General features: G+C 45.7%; 17 protein-coding genes. 10 read left to right on the forward strand and 7 right to left on the reverse strand.

Features of this window, described 5'->3' with window-relative positions:
- Positions 1-2: 2 nt before the first annotated feature.
- Entirely contained in the window at positions 3-191 is a 189-nt protein-coding gene (gene ccoS, locus GV64_RS18100) for a cbb3-type cytochrome oxidase assembly protein CcoS (protein WP_020584903.1), read from the forward strand.
- 132 nt (positions 192-323) lie between these two features.
- The gene (locus GV64_RS18105; RefSeq protein ID WP_020584904.1) at positions 324-1034 is read left to right on the forward strand and encodes a sulfite exporter TauE/SafE family protein; all 711 of its coding nucleotides are present in this window, start codon (positions 324-326) and stop codon (positions 1032-1034) included.
- Positions 1035-1076: 42 nt separating this feature from the next.
- Here the strand turns inward: GV64_RS18105 and GV64_RS18110 are convergent, their stop codons facing one another.
- On the reverse strand, positions 1077-1619 hold the full coding sequence (locus tag GV64_RS18110) for a redoxin domain-containing protein (protein ID WP_236632969.1): 543 nt from the start codon (positions 1617-1619) through the stop codon (positions 1077-1079).
- 434 nt (positions 1620-2053) lie between these two features.
- Here GV64_RS18110 and hemN point away from each other — a divergent pair, with 434 nt between their 5' ends.
- The 4 genes from hemN to GV64_RS18130 all read left to right on the forward strand — a co-directional run bounded on the left by hemN (position 2054) and on the right by GV64_RS18130 (position 6215).
- Positions 2054-3451: an oxygen-independent coproporphyrinogen III oxidase gene (hemN, locus tag GV64_RS18115; RefSeq protein ID WP_020584906.1), complete on the forward strand. Its 1398-nt coding sequence runs from the start codon at positions 2054-2056 to the stop codon at positions 3449-3451.
- Positions 3452-3985: 534 nt separating this feature from the next.
- A complete protein-coding gene (gene fnr, locus GV64_RS18120; protein ID WP_026258626.1) occupies positions 3986-4744 on the forward strand; it encodes a fumarate/nitrate reduction transcriptional regulator Fnr in 759 nt (252 codons plus the stop codon).
- Positions 4745-4823: 79 nt separating this feature from the next.
- The gene (locus GV64_RS18125) at positions 4824-5381 is read left to right on the forward strand and encodes an adenine phosphoribosyltransferase (RefSeq protein WP_026258627.1); all 558 of its coding nucleotides are present in this window, start codon (positions 4824-4826) and stop codon (positions 5379-5381) included.
- A gap of 294 nt (positions 5382-5675) precedes the next feature.
- Entirely contained in the window at positions 5676-6215 is a 540-nt protein-coding gene (locus tag GV64_RS18130; RefSeq protein WP_020584909.1) for a hypothetical protein, read from the forward strand.
- 111 nt (positions 6216-6326) lie between these two features.
- Here GV64_RS18130 and GV64_RS18135 read toward each other — a convergent pair whose 3' ends face one another.
- Positions 6327-6656 carry a TraR/DksA family transcriptional regulator gene (locus tag GV64_RS18135; RefSeq protein WP_020584910.1) on the reverse strand — a complete coding sequence of 110 codons (330 nt, stop codon included), beginning with the start codon at positions 6654-6656 and terminating at the stop codon, positions 6327-6329.
- Positions 6657-7032: 376 nt separating this feature from the next.
- Here GV64_RS18135 and ttcA point away from each other — a divergent pair, with 376 nt between their 5' ends.
- Entirely contained in the window at positions 7033-7947 is a 915-nt protein-coding gene (ttcA, locus tag GV64_RS18140) for a tRNA 2-thiocytidine(32) synthetase TtcA (protein WP_034844384.1), read from the forward strand.
- Positions 7948-8006: 59 nt separating this feature from the next.
- Here ttcA and GV64_RS18145 read toward each other — a convergent pair whose 3' ends face one another.
- The 3 genes from GV64_RS18145 to GV64_RS18155 form a co-directional block, all read right to left on the reverse strand.
- Positions 8007-8819 carry a DUF547 domain-containing protein gene (locus tag GV64_RS18145; protein ID WP_020584912.1) on the reverse strand — a complete coding sequence of 271 codons (813 nt, stop codon included), beginning with the start codon at positions 8817-8819 and terminating at the stop codon, positions 8007-8009.
- A gap of 113 nt (positions 8820-8932) precedes the next feature.
- Positions 8933-9730, reverse strand: a complete 798-nt coding sequence (locus GV64_RS18150; RefSeq protein ID WP_020584913.1) for a DUF547 domain-containing protein — start codon at positions 9728-9730, stop codon at positions 8933-8935.
- A 124-nt stretch (positions 9731-9854) separates the two neighbouring features.
- Positions 9855-10673, reverse strand: coding sequence for a glucosaminidase domain-containing protein (locus tag GV64_RS18155; protein ID WP_020584914.1), 819 nt, complete (start codon positions 10671-10673; stop codon positions 9855-9857).
- Between the two features lie 268 nt (positions 10674-10941).
- Between GV64_RS18155 and GV64_RS18160 the strand changes: the two genes are divergently transcribed.
- The 3 genes from GV64_RS18160 (at position 10942) to GV64_RS18175 (ending at position 15353) form a co-directional block, all read left to right on the forward strand.
- On the forward strand, positions 10942-11553 hold the full coding sequence (locus GV64_RS18160) for a Yip1 family protein (protein WP_020584916.1): 612 nt from the start codon (positions 10942-10944) through the stop codon (positions 11551-11553).
- A gap of 305 nt (positions 11554-11858) precedes the next feature.
- Positions 11859-14645, forward strand: coding sequence for a hypothetical protein (locus GV64_RS18170; protein WP_152554116.1), 2787 nt, complete (start codon positions 11859-11861; stop codon positions 14643-14645).
- A gap of 192 nt (positions 14646-14837) precedes the next feature.
- Positions 14838-15353 carry a SprT family zinc-dependent metalloprotease gene (locus GV64_RS18175; RefSeq protein WP_020584919.1) on the forward strand — a complete coding sequence of 172 codons (516 nt, stop codon included), beginning with the start codon at positions 14838-14840 and terminating at the stop codon, positions 15351-15353.
- Here GV64_RS18175 and recQ read toward each other — a convergent pair.
- Positions 15329-17152, reverse strand: a complete 1824-nt coding sequence (recQ, locus tag GV64_RS18180; RefSeq protein WP_020584920.1) for a DNA helicase RecQ — start codon at positions 17150-17152, stop codon at positions 15329-15331. The genes GV64_RS18175 and recQ overlap by 25 nt on opposite strands.
- A gap of 85 nt (positions 17153-17237) precedes the next feature.
- Positions 17238-19265: a hypothetical protein gene (locus GV64_RS18185; RefSeq protein WP_152554117.1), complete on the reverse strand. Its 2028-nt coding sequence runs from the start codon at positions 19263-19265 to the stop codon at positions 17238-17240.
- Positions 19266-19280 lie beyond the last annotated feature (15 nt).

Below are 19280 nucleotides of genomic sequence, written 5' to 3' on the forward strand. Positions count from 1 at the left end.
ATATGGAAAGCTTAATAATCCTTATACCCCTGGCACTGATCCTGATAGCAGTCGCTATTAAAGTATTCTTCTGGGCAGTGGATGATGGCCAGTTTGATGACCTTGAGGGACCGGCTCACAGCATTCTCTTTGACGAACCTCAGCGCCCCAAAATACCAAAGAAGGCCTCGAACAAGGTTAACAAGCCCTGAACCCAAGGTCACAAAGCTTTCTTAGGCCGCTATACCCGAAAAAAGAGCATCTTTTACGCTTTCATGTCTTTGTGGTTTCGTTCTTTAAGGGCCTTTATGACAATCTCCAATGAGTGATACAAGGCAGTATGTATGACCATGAATGAAGTACCTACCCTGATTTCAGCAGTAACTCTGGGGATACTGGGCAGTGCTCACTGCATCGGAATGTGTGGTGGAATTACTTCTGCACTCAGTCTTTCTTTGGAAAGTCGATCGCGATCACAGATCTTCTGGCTGATGTTGACTTATCACCTTGGTAGAGTCTCCAGTTATGCCATTGCCGGATTTCTATTAGCCAGCATTGGCTGGTACCTGGGTGGCATTAGTCCGGGTGTAAAAATGGGACTTCGCTATTTTGCAGCCATTATGCTGATCGCTATGGGACTTTACCTGACCGGTTGGTGGCGAGGGCTGACTCATCTGGAAAAGATCGGCCACAAGCTCTGGCAATATATTCAACCCATGGCAAAAGCCTTACTGCCTATAGAGAGTTTCCCCAATGCACTGGCTGTTGGCATGCTCTGGGGCTGGCTTCCCTGCGGCCTGGTGTACAGTTCTCTGGCATGGAGCGCCAGTCAGGGACAGCCTATTCAAGGCGCCCTGCTTATGGCTTCATTTGGTCTCGGAACAATACCGTCAGTATTCCTGCTGGGCGCATTCTCACGCCAGCTGAGTGGTATTATTCAGGCCAGCATTACCCGCAATCTGGCAGGTTTGATGATCATTCTTTTTGGCTTGTGGTCTATGCCTGGAGCCCACCAGAAGTGGTTGATGTCAGTATTGCATGGGCTGATGGGTTAAAAAGCAGGGATGAGCGGAGCTGACACTGATCATTCATAACGTTTAGTAAGGCGCAGCCCCACGAATCGGGTAGTTATTTTTCGGGTTGCGAATCCAACTCAAACCATTCATCAGGGCTTCAAGCTCAGGACGCACAAACGGATTATTGGAAATATCAACCACCTGGACAGCCCCTTGCTCATTAACCACGAAAAGCCCGGGCTCAGAAAAATTGTGGTCCGTTTCCTGATCAGATCTTGGCACAGAAATATAAAGCCCCAAGTCTTTCATCTGCCCTTCTGTTAGGCCATAAAGCAAAGGGTAGGATACAGTAAGCCTGTTCATATGCTCCTGTAGCTGAGTTTCACTATCACCAGACACCGCAACAATATCAATGCCAATCTCTGCCAGCTGCTCCTTATAACCCTCAAGCTGATTGAGATATTTAGTGCACAGAGGGCAATGCCTGCCACGATAAACGACAACCAACTGCCAGCTTGCACCCCCACCCGGTTTACCCAGTGTATAATGCCTGTCTCTCAAATCAGTAAGCACTATCTCTGGGAACAGACCACCTGCTGCAAGTTTATTGGTGTGGATCATCATTGGCCTCCAGTATGGCTTGAAATAACCTGACTATTAATGCTCACAACCTGCACCCAAGATAAGCAGTAAATTAAGCCAATGACAATTTCATCCTCTCCACTTGAATCTGTTGTCAAAGAGCCTGTCGGACTTAACACTGACCTACTGCTCGATTAACAACCAAAAGAAAGATATAATCACTGCCCTCAAAAATTCTCACGCCTTTTGCGACACAATCCCTCACGCTGGGAACGGAAAGACGAACTCTCAACATCAAGCATGCTCGGTTCTTACCTATTGACATTGATCAAAGAACACCATCGAAAATCTTTCTAAACTATCCTGACGCATCATGGCGCAATTCAGTCTGTTTTGTCCGATACATTCACAACCTGCAAAACAGAGCTGATAGCGAGACCACTGACACAAGACATGAAGAATACAGCTTGAGAGAGATGATGAATAATGCACCTGTTTGGGATAAAGACCTGATCCACCGCTACAATCAGTCGGGTCCCCGCTACACCTCCTATCCCACAGCCGTGCAGTTCGATAGTCATTTTGATATTCAGAAATATCACGATAATGCGCAGCTGAGCGCCAACAGCATTAAACCTCTGTCACTCTACTTTCATATCCCTTTTTGCTCCCATGTCTGCTACTACTGCGCCTGCAACAAAATTGTTACCAAGCACCGTGAACGCTCCAATATCTACCTGGAATACCTTTACCATGAAATAGAGATGCAATCAGCACTGTACAGTCACGAGCAAAAGGTCGAACAACTCCACTTTGGCGGTGGCACCCCCACATTTCTGAGCCGAGAACAGATTACCGGACTGATGAAACACATCAGCCAGCATTTCCACCTGACCCACAGCGATACTGCAGACTACTCCATTGAGCTGGACCCCAGGGAAGTGGACTGGCCTATGATGAGCACGCTGAGAGACCTGGGATTTAACCGGATCAGCATGGGTGTTCAGGACCTGAACCCCAGAGTGCAGGAAGCAGTCAACCGGGTACAGCCTGAAAGCATGATCCTGTCAGTTCTCGATGCTTCCAGGGCGATGGCATTTCGATCGGTACACATGGACCTGATTTATGGCCTGCCGTTCCAGACGACCAGCAGCTTTATGGAAACCATTGACCGGGTGATCGACATGGCCCCGGATCGGTTATCCCTATTCAATTATGCGCATCTGCCACACCGCTTTAAGCCACAACGCAGAATTAGCGAGCAGGACCTGCCAGCCCCGGAAGTGAAACTGGAAATCCTTCAACGAGCGACTGAAAAGCTGCTGGATCAGGGATATATCTATATAGGCATGGATCATTTTGCCTTGCCAGATGATGAACTGGCTATTGCCCAGGAAGAAGGATCGCTTCACAGGAATTTCCAGGGCTACACAACCCACAGTCATTGCGACCTGATCGGTATGGGTATTTCTTCCATCAGCCAGGTAGGCGACACTTATATTCAAAACAGTACCGACGAAGCACAGTACTACTCAATGATTAATGAGAAGCAGCTGCCGATGGTTCGCGGCTTGAAAATGACAACTGACGACAAAGTCCGTCAGGCCGTTATCACCCAACTTATCTGCCACTTCCAACTGAAACTCAGCCACATTGAGAATCAGTTCGGTATCCAGTTCCGAGATTACTTCCGCGACGAGCTGGGCAGGCTTGAACCAATGATAAATGACGGTCTTGTTAGCCTGAGCAGCGACAACATTCTGGAAGTACTCCCTAGAGGGAAAATACTGATTCGCAATATTTGTATGCAATTTGACCACTATCTCAACCAACCACTAATGAAAGAAAGACCTCTCTACTCAAAAGTTATTTAAAAAAATCCTCCATAGCTGTATGTATCCAGAGCTATGGAGGACACTTCCTCCCCTGAAAATAAGCCCTGCGATAGCAGTCCAGATAAATCCAGAGACGCACTAAACAGCCACTTATCAGAAAAAAACTGAAACTGACTACTATTTGTCACGACTCTCACATTGATTTACTTGAAACATAAGTGCAAAATCTGCCACGTCAGTCAAATACCATGAACGAAGATTCAATCCTGTGACCCAAGACAACCGCAGGTGGATTTTCTCAGGATAGTGACGCACAACCACCAGAACTGCTAAAAGGTATTGATACCTGAAACAATTCTGAGATGGATAGACGACACAGCAAATGAAAGCTCATCGGAAAAGCCGTAGCTTATGGAGCTCTATATGATGCTCGACTGGAACAGCACTAAACACTTACTTTAGCTCTGCCCAGTTGCGTATATACCTGACTTACACTCCGGTAACATTTCCCATAAACTCGTGTCTTCCATAAAACAGTGTCGAATTTCGCAAATACGACTTTGAGGCCTCTCAATGACGTCAAAGCCCAACGTCCGACAGCCGAGCCATGTGGCCTGCAGAGACTGCAGCCTCAGCTCACTGTGCCTACCACTGGCACTAAGCATTAAGGATATTGATCAGCTGGATCACATCATCAAGCGTGGACGTCCTTTGAAAAAAGGCGAACACCTGTTTCTGGAAGGCGACCCCTTCACCAGTGTCTTTGCTGTTCGATCAGGGGCTATCAAAACCTACACGGCAACAAATGAGGGCGAGGAGCAGATCACCGGCTTCTACCTGCCCAGCGAAATTCTTGGCCTGAGTGGCATGGATACCGATACCTATCCGGTTTCTGCCCAAGCCATGGAAACCACCATGATCTGCGAGATTCCTTTCGAGCAACTGGAAACGCTTTCAGACCAATTCCCAGAGCTTCGCCGGCACCTGATGCGCTTGATGAGCAAAAGAATCCGCGAAGATCAGCAAATGATGATGCTGCTATCCAAGAAAAATGCTGATGAGCGTATTGCAACATTCCTGATCAACCTTGCCAGCCGCTTCCGTCGTCGTGGCTTTTCTTCGCAGTCTTTCCGGTTGTCCATGTCCAGAAATGAAATGGGCAACTATCTGGGACTGGCAGTAGAAACTGTGAGCCGGGTATTCACTCGATTCCAGAAAAACGGGCTGATCTCGGCTGTCGGCAAGGAGATTGAAATCCGCAACTCTGTTGAGCTGTGTGCTCTGGCAGGCGGAAAAACGCTGGAACCCAACCCGATTGCCACCAGCGCCTGACTTTATTCTTTAAAGACGCTACTCTTTGGGGTAGCTTCTTCCTTTTATCATATCGACTGATAGCGGCATGCACTCTCTCATGCATACAAACGAAAGCTCATCCGTTCAGGAATACCTTCAATCCCAAATCAGAACCATACCGGACTGGCCCCACAAAGGCATTCTGTTTCGGGATATCACCACACTCTTTGAAAATCCAGAAGCATGGCGCAAGACCGTCGACGTCATGGTTCAGCGATACGAGAAGCAAGCCTTTGACCGAATCGGTGCACTGGATGCCCGTGGCTTTTTATTAGGTTCAACGCTCGCCTATATTCTAAACAAGCCACTGATTCTATTTCGTAAAAAGGGAAAACTCCCTGGCAAAACCATCAGTGTTGAATATGATCTGGAGTACGGTAAAGCCATTCTTGAAATGCATGAAGACACCATTCTGCCCGGGGAAAAAGTCTTGCTAATGGACGATTTGATTGCCACTGGTGGTACGCTACTGGCAGCTGACCAGCTAATTCAAAAAGCCGGCGCCAGCACACTGGAAGCCGCTGCGATTATAAACCTCCCTGATCTCAAGGGTGCTGACAGGCTTAATGCTGCCGGCATTCCAACATACGCCCTGTGCAATTTTGAAGGCGAATAGGGTCTCAGGTTCAGAATTTCAGGGATGATACGATATTTCTCTTAGGTTCATAGAAATAGATTTTTAACAGGACCTATACCCAAAGGATTTCAAGTTGCTGCGCGGCGCGCAAATAAGCGAAGTCCCGGGAGCCTAGCAATACTAAGTGACCGGGCCGGGCTGGCGCTCCAGTGAGAGAAGGCAGCCAACCAAGTAACAACTTGAAAGGCAATGGGTGCAAGAGACTCTCCGGCGGGCATTACAGAAGCCCACAGCCGGAACACTTAACCTCCCCCATAAAAAGGACTTTTTCACATGGGAATCTGCGCCAAGGAGCTAAGGCACTATGTTGTCCGCCCCGCCCTGAAACATTTGGGTATGTGGAGTCCAACCGGCGAAAACCTGCTTCTTGGTACAGCTGCCAGAGAAACAGGGCTTGGTTTCCACCTGAAGCTTGCCAATCATCAGGCCCTTGGCATTTATCAGATATCACCACGCATGCACCGAAATATCTGGGATTATTTCCTGGCACCACAGCCCGATCTATCCAGTAAAGTCCGCGGACTGGCCAGCCAGAGAGAGTTTCTTTCCCACCCTCATCATGAGCTGGCAACCAATCTGGTCTACGCCACTGCCATTGCCTGGCTTGTCTATCATCGCGCTGGCATCAACATAGCGAAAATAGATAAAGACGATATTCTGTCGATGGGCAAGTTGTGGCACAAATACTTCCACAGCAGAAACCCGGGCACTGCCCAGAGTTTCTGTGACAGTTACCAAAACATGATCATTGAGTCAGGAAGTTCCAGAGAAGAAATAGACTATTTCAATAAAGCCGCAGCCAAACCTGCTTAACGTTTATTTGAATCAAGAAAGATTTGAACCAAAAAGCATCCGAAGAGAACGATAATGCCGACGCAGCAATCAGACTCTTCAGGCGCTTCAATTATTTAAATACACCGCTCGCTATAACCCTTTGGCCTCAGCACACCTAACACACAGGTCAGCATAAGGCATAACCTCCAGACGCTGCTCCGGAATCTCCTTTCCACAAGCAGAGCAAAAACCATAATCTCCCTCATTCATACGGTCAAGCGCACGATTGATTTTGCCAAGCTCCATTACCGCCTCATTTCCAAGAGCGTCGATAACTTCATCATTCTCCCTTTCCTGAGCCTGTTCTGACCAGTCAGCACTGTTTTTACGAGTGGCATCCTTTTTAATACTACCCAGACGGGTATTCAACTCATCCCTGCGAGCCAACAACCAACGTTGCAATTTATCATGATCTGTCATTTCGCTACCCCTGCTCCAAACACTGGACTGCATCGCTTTTATTCTTAAAAGAACTGCATTGTTAAAAGGTCAAAGGTCACTCTTTACCATAACATAAAACGGGTATGCCTTACTGCAGTCAACCAACAGCTAAACCAAACCAAACCAAACAAAAACACTGTTTTCAACTCATGGTAATTTGATTGTTTTCGAAAATCCTGAATGCAAATAGTAGATCATTGATACCGGAAGCGTAATACTCTCTACAAAGAAAATAATCTTCCCCCCAATCCAGTGTCCAATAGCTACTAATGACTTTCCGATAAACACTGACTTGGTGGAATCATAACCGGCAGATATAATCTGTCGATTTACACTGACGGCTAACACAACCCCTATGACCTCCACCAACCTGACTGGTTCTGAAAAATACAGTTTCAATAAGCTCCAGAAAAAGCTCAGACGTCTTACAGGAAGAGCCATTGAAGACTTCAATATGATTGAAGAGGGTGACAGGGTCATGGTTTGCCTGTCGGGGGGGAAAGACAGCTATACTATGCTGCATATTCTCATGAGCCTGCAGAAAAGCGCCCCGATTCACTTTGAGCTGATTGCTGTCAATCTGGACCAGAAACAGCCAGGTTTCCCAGAGCACATCCTGCCAGAGTATCTGGATGGCCTTGGAGTTCCGTATCATATCATCAACCGGGATACCTATTCCGTAGTTAAAGAAAAAGTACCTGAAGGCAAGACAACCTGTGGCCTCTGCTCACGACTACGAAGAGGCACCCTGTACGCATTTGCTGAAGATATTGGTGCTACCAAAATTGCCCTGGGCCATCATAAGGACGATATCGTTGAAACCATGTTCCTCAACATGTTCTATGGTTCAAGGTTATCTGCCATGCCTCCAAAACTGCGCTCCGACGATGGTCGAAACATTGTTATTCGTCCTCTGGCCTATTGCCGGGAAAAAGACATCACCCGCTTCTCGGAGCAATTGGAGTTCCCGATTATTCCCTGCAACCTGTGTGGCTCCCAGGAAAATCTGCAACGACAGAATATTAAAGCGATGCTGACAGAATGGGAGAGGAAAAACCCCAGCCGTATAGAGTCAATTTTTACCGCTATGCAAAATATTGCACCTTCACAAATGGCGGACACCGAGCTGTTTGATTTTAAAAATCTGGAGCTTGACAGAAGCGGAGATCGTAAAGATTACGAACATGCTGATAATCAGACCATTTTTTCCGGTAATATCAGCATTCTGGAGAAAGACAATGGGGTTCAGGTTATTAATTTTGAACCTTAATTGATCATTTGGGGCTGCTGCTGGATTCAAGCAATAAGCGCAGCCTCAAAACTACCAAATTAGGGCCTGTATTCATTCAGCTTCCAATTGTAACGATAGCTGGTCCGCCCCCTGTAGTCTTCCAACTTTTTCTTTAAGTCACCACTCGCAAAAGTCTTTAACTCTTTCATTACATTATCTTCATCAACAAAATCATCTTCGTACCAATCAAAAATACTTGAAAGCACCAGGCGACCACTCACAAAAGAAGCCCCTTTTCTCTGATTTATAAAACGCCTCGCAGCAGCGTCAAGCTGCTCATCAATACTCTCTCCTTGATAGACATCTGGCAATAAATCAGGACACCCGATACTGGCACAGTTCAGAGCGTAGTGAATTCGGGGGTTATTCCATATTGGCCGGAGAATGCGGTGCTCTATATCATGCAGGGAGATCTTTTGCCCTGCAATCGTAATGAGCTCATCCCGCCAGGGCCCCATACGGAACCACCCCTTACCTAGCTTGGTAATGGACTTGACCGGGTAATAATCAAGAATCAGGTCAACGGTTAACGCGTTATATAGATTGATCCAATAAGCCAGCTGCTCACTGCGATTAAGCTTTCTGGGGTCCTGTCCTGCAAGACTCTTGAGATAAACATCTAACGCTTCTTTATCAGACTTTTTAACACGTCCATATTCGACCATATACATCTCCATTGACTCAGAGTGCTTTACGTAACGGTCAAGAAAGCGCTGCCACATAGAGTGATCAACAGCTAACTCACTTTTCTTGTCAGTTTTATCCCAGTATGACCAGCGGTCCGGGGAGGGTACCGCCTGAGCAGTAATACTGAGCAAAAGAAGTAAAGCCGAGACGAAGTATCTAGCCATTCGTGGCACCTTCTCAGTGTTTTTAGACAGCTATTGATTATTGACAACCCTGATAATGAAACCCACTGATCTAAATAACGGATATCAAGAAAGTTGATCGGCAGTGAGGTGAACTACTTCAACTCATTCAACCCCCAGTTATACTGATACTGAATCACTCCTGTATATTTCTTAAGCTTTCTGGCTGTTGCCACAGAAGCAAACTGGCGTAAATGCAATACAACGCCCTCCTGGTCAATAAAGTCCTTTTCATACCATTCATAAATGCGGGAAAGCGTTAGCCTTCCATCTATCCAGCTCACGCCTTTTTCCTGGCGAATAAACCGCCTGGCAAGCTCATCCAGCATTTGATCGGTCGTTGTCGCAGAGAAGACTTTACCGGACAGATCAGGACACCCAAGACTTGCACAGTTCACCGCATAATGAATCCGACTATCTTCCCATAAAGGCCTGAGAATCCTGTGCTCAATATCATTCAATGTCAGTTTTTGTCCCGCTACACGGGTAATATCGCTATCCCATGGACCAAAACGGTACCATGGACCAATCTTAGTAATGGACTTAACAGGGTAATGCTCAAGGATCAGATCAACCGTTAAGGCATTGTAAAAATTAATCCAATAAGCTTTCTGTTCCGCTTTTGAGTAGTTTCTGGGGTCAAGAGAAGACATTTCCCTGAGGTACTTATCAAGTTTATCCCGGCCTTTCTGACTGACATTCCGATAACGAAAACGATTTCCATCTGGCCGAAGCACCAGATATTTATCCAGAACCTCCTGCCACATATCATGATTTATCACAGCTGAAGAATCAGGATTGCTTTTATCCCAGTATGCCCAGTACTTACTGGCAGGGGCAGCTATAGCCACATGAGAGAGAGTAGATACAAGAGTAAAAAGTATGAACGTCATTGCTCTACGTCGTAGATTTGCCAAGCAATAACGCAACGAGGCGAGTTTAGCCAAAGAGAAGCGCATGGGAATTCCATCTCCCTAATCAATATTCAATCACATAAGCTATTGTGGTAATTGCCAGTTAACCCTGATCACCTAAATCATATTGCAGCAACTTATTGCTATTGATCATGGAGAGCAGCTCTTCAATATACTCAGCACCACGGATGGAATAAGCCTGCAAGCCGTGAGCCAGGTCGGCTCCAGTAAACTGTTCCTGACTTACCCTTCTCTGCTCTCTCAACTCTCTCAAAGTCCGATACTGGTGATTTGTATTCAGATTGTGCATGTAAGCACTGACCGAAGCAGCGACATCCTCAAACTTCTGGACTTCATAGGTCTCACCCTCCGGACGAGACCCTGGAACAATTCCACACCCCGGACTGAAACACCACTGGCCAAAGAAATTGTTGCCTTGTCTGGCAAATCTGGACGTACCCCATGCCGTTTCATTAGCAGACTGAGCCAAAGCAAGAGAGGCTGGTATCGTATCAACACGGGTAAGCAACGCCTGGAAAAATGCTTCATCAAAGACTCGAACATCCCGAAGACGATACTTTTTGGCCATTTCAGCAAGCCATACCTTGTCTTGTTCTGAGAAACCAGACAGGGAAGATAAGGCAATAACCCTCTCACGATTTTTCAAAATCGTGTCATTCTCCTGTTGAACCATTGGCAGCAAAAAGCCAAAGAAAGCGCTCTTTTTGGCTTTAACATCCAGCATATCGCTAAAATCAGGTATTGCAGTTATCGGTTTTTCTTGTACTTCTTCAACAACCTCATGAGCTGTGACTTCTGGCTCAACCGGCAACTCCCTCTCACCTCTCCAATGGACTCCCCCAGACAACACCAGCAAAGCCAGTAAAACACCCAGCATTATTTTATCAATCTTATTGAGCATGCATTCCTCAGCAAAACAGTGCGGTTAACAATAGGATAAAGGCTTATAGCCAGAAAAGGCAGAAAAATCATTAAAAAACACCCGAATTCTTTACAATCCGGACAAATTGTGCCAACACTTGGAGGACGGCTTAATGCGGTTTCGCAGTGGAAAATCCCTGTGGAGAGCCAATAATAATAACAAAGATTAACCGCCGGTCAGTATCAGTATCCACCACTTCAGTGGAAGAAGCGGCCTGGTACCCTGCCGAATACATGGAGGCACTGTTATGATCCTAAGCCATTTCTGGGGCTTGCTCACGGAGCCCGATAACGAATGGATCAGCATTCGAAAGAACCCACCCGGACTGATTCAGCTCTACCTTGGTCAAATTATCTGGTTGGCAGCTTTACCCGCCATATGCGCTTACATTGGCACCACAATGGTTGGCTGGAGCCTTCCTGGTAGCACCAATGTTGTCCGGCTCACCCCTGAAAGTGCACTATGGATGTCAATACTCGCCTGGATGGCCATGATCTGCGGGGTAGCCGTGATAAGCTGGTTTATTCAATGGATGAGCAATAGCTTTAACAGCGACCCTACTCTCACTGACTGCACAGCATTTACCTGCTATACCGCCTATCCACTGTTTTTGATTGGTATCTGTGGCCTTTACCCATCAATATGGCTGGCCATTATTGCCGCCACAGTGGCCGTATCTGCCACAGCCTACCTTCTTTATAGTGGACTTCATGTCTTTATGAAGATTCCCAAGGAGCAGGGCTTTATCTATGCCAGTTCAGTACTCTGTATCGGGTTGGTGGTTCTGGTATCGATTATGATCACTACCGTTATTTTCTGGGGCATGGGTATTGGGCCTGAGTACGTGCAAGTGTACTAACAAGTTAAAATGGGCTTTGGTGAAAGAAATCAAAGTCCATTCCTAATTTAAATTACTCATAAAGCAATTATTGAAAACAGTTATCAAACAAAGTTCGAATAAATATAAAGTCACCAATCATAAAAAATCATCACAGATATGTATTTTTCAAACCAATATTTCATAGATACATCACACTCAATTTGAAAACCCTGTTTTTTCATCTCTGAAGTCAATTCCTACTACGTTTCTCACACAAATAGTATGGTTAATAACGCAAATGAAATTGTGACAATCAAACTATGATCCAAAAAAAGAGATGAATCATGATATCTATCCCCACCCAGATTTCAGACTTAGCTCGTTATGAAACAGCATTATCAAAAACCGGAATTACTCCGGCAGAAATTTTTCAAGTTGGACTTTCACTAGATAGCCATATATTAAATGCGAGAGGAAAACGCCTTCAAGTTTCAATAAGTAGAGATATTGAAAGATTCACGAGTGAAACTGAAACTACTTTAAAACATACTAAAGATATGCGTGTGCTATCAAAAAAAACAATCAGAAAAATCAAGGATCAATCACCAATAACTCCAGAGCTTAGCGACAAAACCCACATTAATGAATCAATACTTCACAAAAAAAGAGTTAATCAACAGACAGTAATTACTACAGAAATTGGAATAAGCTATACGATCAGTGGAGATCAACTAGCCCCCCCTCCCCCATCCGATAACACCACAGGTCATCGTAGACCCAGCCACAGAGAACAAAATGAGAGTGTATCAGATCACTCCCTGTCCTCTCTTGAAAAAGAGTCATCCGATCTAACAATCTCATCCACTACTCCGCCCTCCCAACCATCAAGATCAGAATTCCCTTCAGCAGATTTAAGCAACACCAAAACAGATGAAGTAAGCGCACATCATTCAGGTCCATTCCTACAAGAAAGTCCACCACCGCATCCAGAAAAATCACACGAAACAACTTCAGCTTTTTCTGAACGAGCTTCCACAGAGAGCCCATATGAACCAGTGAGCAATGAATTAACCCAAGCTCTCTCTGCAGCCCCCCTCCCCAATCAGGATAACAGTTCAGTTCAGGTAGCCGGCTATGGTTGCCTAGAACCATTTGATAAATGTCAACAAAGCTTTACTTTAGCTTCACTCGGAGAACTACAGCCAACAATAGAAATGTCCAAACACGCTACTGAAATGGGTCAGGCACAAGCGACCCGTGCAATCGTTACTACTGCCAGTGGGCAAGTACATGTAAGCACAAGATGCTCTCAGGTAAAGAAAACCGAAACCCTGAAAGCGAGTTATTCTTTTGAAACGCTACCTAGGGCTTTGAAAATACCTTACCCCAGAGATACAGGGCAACCTTCGAAAGCAGAAGGCACGAGCCGCCAGGCTAACTTACCAGACCTCACTTCAGAACCTCGACGATACAGTGCTTCAACTTCTGGCTATCTCAGGCTGACTGGTGAGGACACCCGCGGCAGGTCCTGTCAAAGCTCAGAGATAACAGGAGACAACGATGACTGGACCTCTGCTGGCGCAGAAGCAAGTACAACTACCAGCCCAATAAAAAGAGTACAATTTGGTGAGAACGAGTACAGGACGTTTGTGAATAAATCAAAAAAGCACAGACACCATCATGAATCATCCGGATACGATCCAAGTATGGAAAACTGGTTGCCTGGCCGGACCGCTAGATATGATCAAACATCTGTCGATCATAAAAAAGCCCGACACCGACCGGAAGCAAACAGACAGGTTCCTGAAATCTCAGATCAATACGGTCAACTGTCCGACGAACCTAATGATTTCAGCACCAGTGAGCCATCTGTTCGTCCCAAAAAGCAGCCAGCGGAGGAAGAGAAAACACCAAATCCCGACACTTTTAGCGAGACCGAACCGAAATATCCCCTACAAGAACCCGGTAGTCATGTATCAATGGATACATCTCCGACCCTCGAGGGCTATGACTCGTCGTCAGAGTATCCGTTCCATGCTGATCTGGAAATTAAGGAACCAGACCATGAATTCATTACTGTAGCCGGAAAAGTGCTCCCTACCGGGGCAAGCAAGACATATCAACTCACTGAACGTCCGCTAGAGCCCTCCTCAGCCCATTACAACCCACTACCTGATACGCTTAAAAAATACTGGGCAGACAAAGCAAATGAACGACAGCTCTCTCCAGTTAATCAAGACTGGTCAGGCGCTAAAGAGGAAAAAGAACCCAAGGGTGTATCAATACAGATTGATCGTGCAGCTGTTCAATATATGCGACGGGCCGAAGCTCACTATCAATACAAACAAGGTCAGCAAGACATATCCCTACATCGCCAGCTCGTAACTCAAGCCCGCTCAGGCACTCTGACAATAGTGCAAAACCCTTCTGATCCTAAATCAGATTATCATGAAGTACGCTTAAGACTAAGAGCTGCAAATCATAGACATGACAACGCTTTCAGGGAGATACGAATGCTCAGGAATTATGAGGAAAAAGTCGACAGTAAACGAATTAGTACGAATGCATCAGATATAGAAAAAGAGTTTCCTAAATCGCGTGTCATGCAAAACAAGGAAGATGAAATAATACGTAAAGCAGTAGAAGCTGAGAAACCAGTAGACAAGAAGTTGCTGAAGAAACTCTCACTCGAAGGGCAAAGCGATTTGATCAAAAAACGTTGCGCTAAACTAGAAACGGCCTTTAGACATGAGTCTGGTGAAATAAAAGAACTCCAAAATCATCAGCTTTCTCTATTACAAACTCTGGCATCACAGTCCAGAAAGGAGGGAAGAAAGGATCGTTTTGAAAAACAATGGGCCAAACTGGAGAGACAGCAAGCACGTTATGAGCAAGAAAAAGAAGGACTGCTAGCCTGGGCAGAACAAGGAAGACAACAGATGCTTAGACAAGAAGCCGTTAGAAGAATACAGAAAGGCTACTCAGTAATGCGCGATAGCGATTTAACAAAGTCCGAACACAACAAGATGGAAAACAATCTAAAAGAAAAAGAAGGGAGGGTAGCCCAGGCTGAACAGGGTGACTCTCGCCCCTTTGACAAGAAGTTCTACAGAAAGGAAACTCCATTATAAGCGACAGAAATATGGGTTAAATAAAATGACACATCGTAGTGAGGTAACAATAAGTTACTCTTCATAAGCTCATTTATCTTAAGCCACAGTTCACCGGTTTCAGATGAGCTGCGGCTTACTGTGATATCTACAACTTGAGAGTTATATCGGCTATGATTCAGCATCGAATTCATCTTAAGAACAGGAAACCATTTGTCCTCAGATCTCCACCAAATTCAACAGCGAGTTATTGAGTTATACGCTCTGGCCGAACAGTTATTGCAAAGATCCTTTCGAAAGCCTTATCTTCGTCTTGACCTGAAAGGTGAAACCGCTGGACAGGCTTGGATAGAGAAGCGACAGCTTCGTTTTAACCCTGTGCTTTTAAAAGAAAACCGAGAGCACTTTCTGAAGCAGACGGTAGCTCATGAAGTAGCACACTTGCTGGCCTATGATATCCACGGCTCAAGAATCCGTGCACACGGTAGGGAATGGCAGTCAATAATGACTGATGTATTTCAATTGCCTGCGGACCGCTGCCACAGCTATGACACCCACCGAAGCGGGCGAAGGCAGTGGCTCTACCAATGTCGGTGTGAAGGAAAAACTATTGCCCTAGGCACAACGCGCCATAACCGCTATCACAAAGGAACTGTTTACCTCTGTACAACCTGTAAAGCACCACTCAAGTATTACGGCAGAGTTCAAGCCGATTCAGAAGAAACATAATCTTCCAGTGCTTTCAGCAACGCATCACCGTATTTTTCCAGTTTATACTGACCAATTCCCGATATCTGCGATAGTTCAACCTGAGTACGGGGCCGGTATTTCACCAGTTCCATCAGCGTTTTATCGTTTACAATCACATACGCAGGTACATTCTGCTCCTCAGCCAGACTCCGCCGTAACTGCCTGAGCTGTTCCCACAGCGTCTGATCATGCTCCTCCACCACGACACGCCCAACCTCCCGATACTCCTTCTCATATTTCCGGGATGGTTCATAACGGTCACGACGAAGTTCAATTTGCTCATCACCTTTCAACAGGGATCGGCAATTCTCATTCAGCTTCAGAGCCCCGTGGCTGTCATGGTCAACATTCACATAGCCTCTGGCCACCAGCTGACGATAGACAGAGCGCCAGTTTCCCTGGTCCAACTCCTTACCAATACCAAATGTACTTAAATGATCGTGGCCGAAACGACGGGTTTTATCAGTACTTTTACCCAATAGAATATCTACAAGATGAGCAACCCCAAAGTTCTGCCCACTGCGATAAATACAGGACAACGCCTTCCGGGCAACCTCTGTTCCATCCCAAACCTCTGCGGGCTCAAGACAAAGATCGCAATAACCACAAGGTTTATCCAATGGCTCATCAAAGTAAGTCAACAAAATCTGACGCCGGCATCCGGTAACCTCACACAGAGCCAACATCGTTTCCAGTTTTTGCTGCTCTATTTGCTGGATTTGCTGACTGGCGCTGGAGCGAGCCTGTAGCTGTTTCAGAAGAACCACATCTTGTAAACCATAAACCATCCAGGCAGTAGCGGGAAGACCATCCCGCCCGGCACGCCCCGTCTCTTGGTAATAGGCCTCAATGCTTCTTGGTAGATCCAGGTGAGCAACAAAGCGCACATCTGGTTTATCGATTCCCATACCAAATGCGATGGTCGCTACAATAATGATGCCTTCTTCTGCAATAAAGCGATGCTGGTTTGAGCGACGCTCTTCTGGGGATAAACCCGCATGATATGGCAGCGCCTTTCGCCCTGCCTGAGCCAACCATTCAGCAGTCTGCTCAACTTTCTTACGGGACAGGCAATAGACAATACCAGAATCTTCCGGGTGTTCTTTATTCAAAAAGTTAAGAAGCTGCTGCTTGCCCTGCTTTTTCTGGCTAATTCGGTAGAAGATATTGGGCCGATTAAAACTGTCTGTGAAAACCCGTGCAGATTCCAGCCCTAATCGCTCCCTGATCTCCTGACGGGTTCGCAAGTCAGCAGTTGCCGTCAGTGCAATCCTGGGCACTCCCGGAAAGCGGGTCTGGAGACGGGAAAGCTGGAGGTATTCCGGGCGAAAGTCGTGCCCCCACTGGGAAACACAGTGCGCTTCATCAATGGCAAACAGGGCTACTTGAATTTGATCCAACAGCCTTTGCATCGACTCAGTAAGGAGCCGTTCAGGAGCCACATACAATAAGTCGAGATCACCGAGCAAAAGCTCCCGCTCAACCTGAGCACGATCTTCCGGCAACATGGCAGAGTGCAGACAGTCAGCACGAATCCCCAACTCCCGGAGACTGTTTATCTGATCATCCATCAAGGCGATCAAAGGAGAAACGACAACTGCCGTACCACCTCTAATAAGCGCTGGGATCTGGTAGCACAGGGACTTCCCTCCGCCCGTAGGCATTAACACCAGAGCATCATGACCAGCGACAACCTCACCGATCACATCAGACTGAAACCCCCGAAAAGACTGGTAACCAAATGTACTTTTTAAAATATCCAGAGCAGGATCAGACATCTACAGACAAAGCATCAGGTAAAGCCTACAGTATAAGGACTCCCATCATCAATTTCACCTTAAGTTCTATACTTTAAACAACTTGTCACACAGTTGTTCCCAAAGCTCCCAGGCAGCACTCTCTCAAATCCTTGGCTAACTGTTTGTAGTTATTGTTACTGCTGTTAACAGCTTCAATGGCCCAGCAAACCTCTATAAACCATTCTTTATCATGCAACCCAGCCTTCCGTGCTATCACTGCAAAGGTTTTCTTTATCAAGAGGTCGCACAGTTTACTGCCAGCAGATGAATCATTATTTATAACACTGACGACATCCATAACATCTTGAGGAATGCTCACAGGTTTTTGTGGGACACTTGGGCTCTTTCCATACGGCTCTCTGTAGCTATTAACTGCCTCGACCACGTCACACTTAAGACGGGCAATGGTCAAAAGATCATCAATAACATCTAAATGCTGAGAACCAGAAGCTCGAGACTCAAAGGCTTTCAATTCTTTCACCAGCCCCCGTATCCTTATATTAGCCTGTTGACGAATACGTATAAACGCCACTACCTCCTCAAATGATTCCAAACATTCAGACCTCGGCAAGTTAACAGAAACCTCGCCACCCTGTTCAGCCAAATCATCTTTATACCGATGAACCTCATAGTCTTTGCTTGCAACCTGAAAAGTCCGTTCCCACAGGTTCTTAGACTGACTAACCAGCTTTGATTCAAACTCTTGAAAACCAGTTGGATACTTATTCCTGATATCATCAAGCCATTGGGAAAATTTCTCTCCTCCTGGGTAATATTTATGAAGCTTTGAAAGCCTATCTGCAATCTGATAGCCATGTGGAATAATAACCCTTTCAACAGAATCAACGGCTAGCTTCTGAGCCATCATTTTCGACTCCAATAACTCTTTATACTCAATAAGCGATGCTTCAGCAGCAACAAAGTCCTTAATTCGTGACTGGCTTAAATTTGTTAGAAACAACCCATCCCCAACCCACTGAGCACAATTTTCTTTTGGCAAGGTCATAACTCTACAACTGGCAAGCTCATCCAGGCTCTGAGACCTCATGTGCAATGCCTTCTTCGGCTTTCTTATGTCAAGAGTCGAATGGGAAACACCCACCTCTTTTTTCTTTTTCTTTTTCTTTCTACCAAAGAAGTCTTTTTCCTTTTTTTCTTTCACATGTAAATCATATTGAATATCCAATTTTTCTGGTTTCCAGAGACCATCATTCCTTTTCAAAAACACAACCAGTCGTATTTTTGATGTAGGAATATCCATTTTTCTACCTAGGGAGTCAGCAACCTGATCATAATCTACCTCCGCAGAAAAGCAGCAATGATCAGTATCAAAACACGCCAAGTCCTGCTTATAACCCACATCACCTTTACCTGAATTTGTAAGCCCAATATCCATATAGTTTTTCAACCATAAATAAAACGGATTCATAAGATCCTGGCGAAGAAGCAGCCTGATTACAGACTCAATACCGGGAGCCAACTGCTCAGAAGCATCTAGAAAACCAATATTTTTTGGAGAAACGTTAACTGCATGGGTCTCTGAACAATTTTCCGTAGAAAAACACTCAACCCAGCCCCCTTCTGAGGGTTGTGTATGAATTGACAGCCTGCCTCTGGCCAGATCACTGGAAGATTTCGTCTGCTCCGAGGCTGAAGTTAGACCAACAAGCTGAACACTTACAATATCACCAAGTACACTATCTTGAAAAAGACTGACTAACTCCTCCTTAGAAACAGGTATTCTCTTAAACCTATTCTTTAACTCCAGTTCAATAGGCGCATAATACTCAACTCTCTCCATTAGCGATTGGTTAAAGCCTGCTTCCGGATACTTGACTGGTAAATCTACGCCATCAGCCTTTAAATGTTGTGATGCCTCGATCACACTCCTGCTGTGTAACAGTTTAGGAGGGTCAGGAGTGTGCGCTCCCTTAAATAGAGTTTCTACTTTAACTCTATTTTGAAATATAGGGTCAGCACTTCTAGACCTTCTGTGAAAGGCTTTCGTAGCATCACGATCACTATTTCGCTCCCGCCCTCTATAAAAAAAATCTCCTGGAGATGCTCCAGAAAGAGCCATTTCAAATGACATATTCTGCCTCAATTA

Source organism: Endozoicomonas elysicola, from assembly GCF_000710775.1.
Taxonomy (GTDB): Bacteria; Pseudomonadota; Gammaproteobacteria; order Pseudomonadales; family Endozoicomonadaceae; genus Endozoicomonas; species Endozoicomonas elysicola.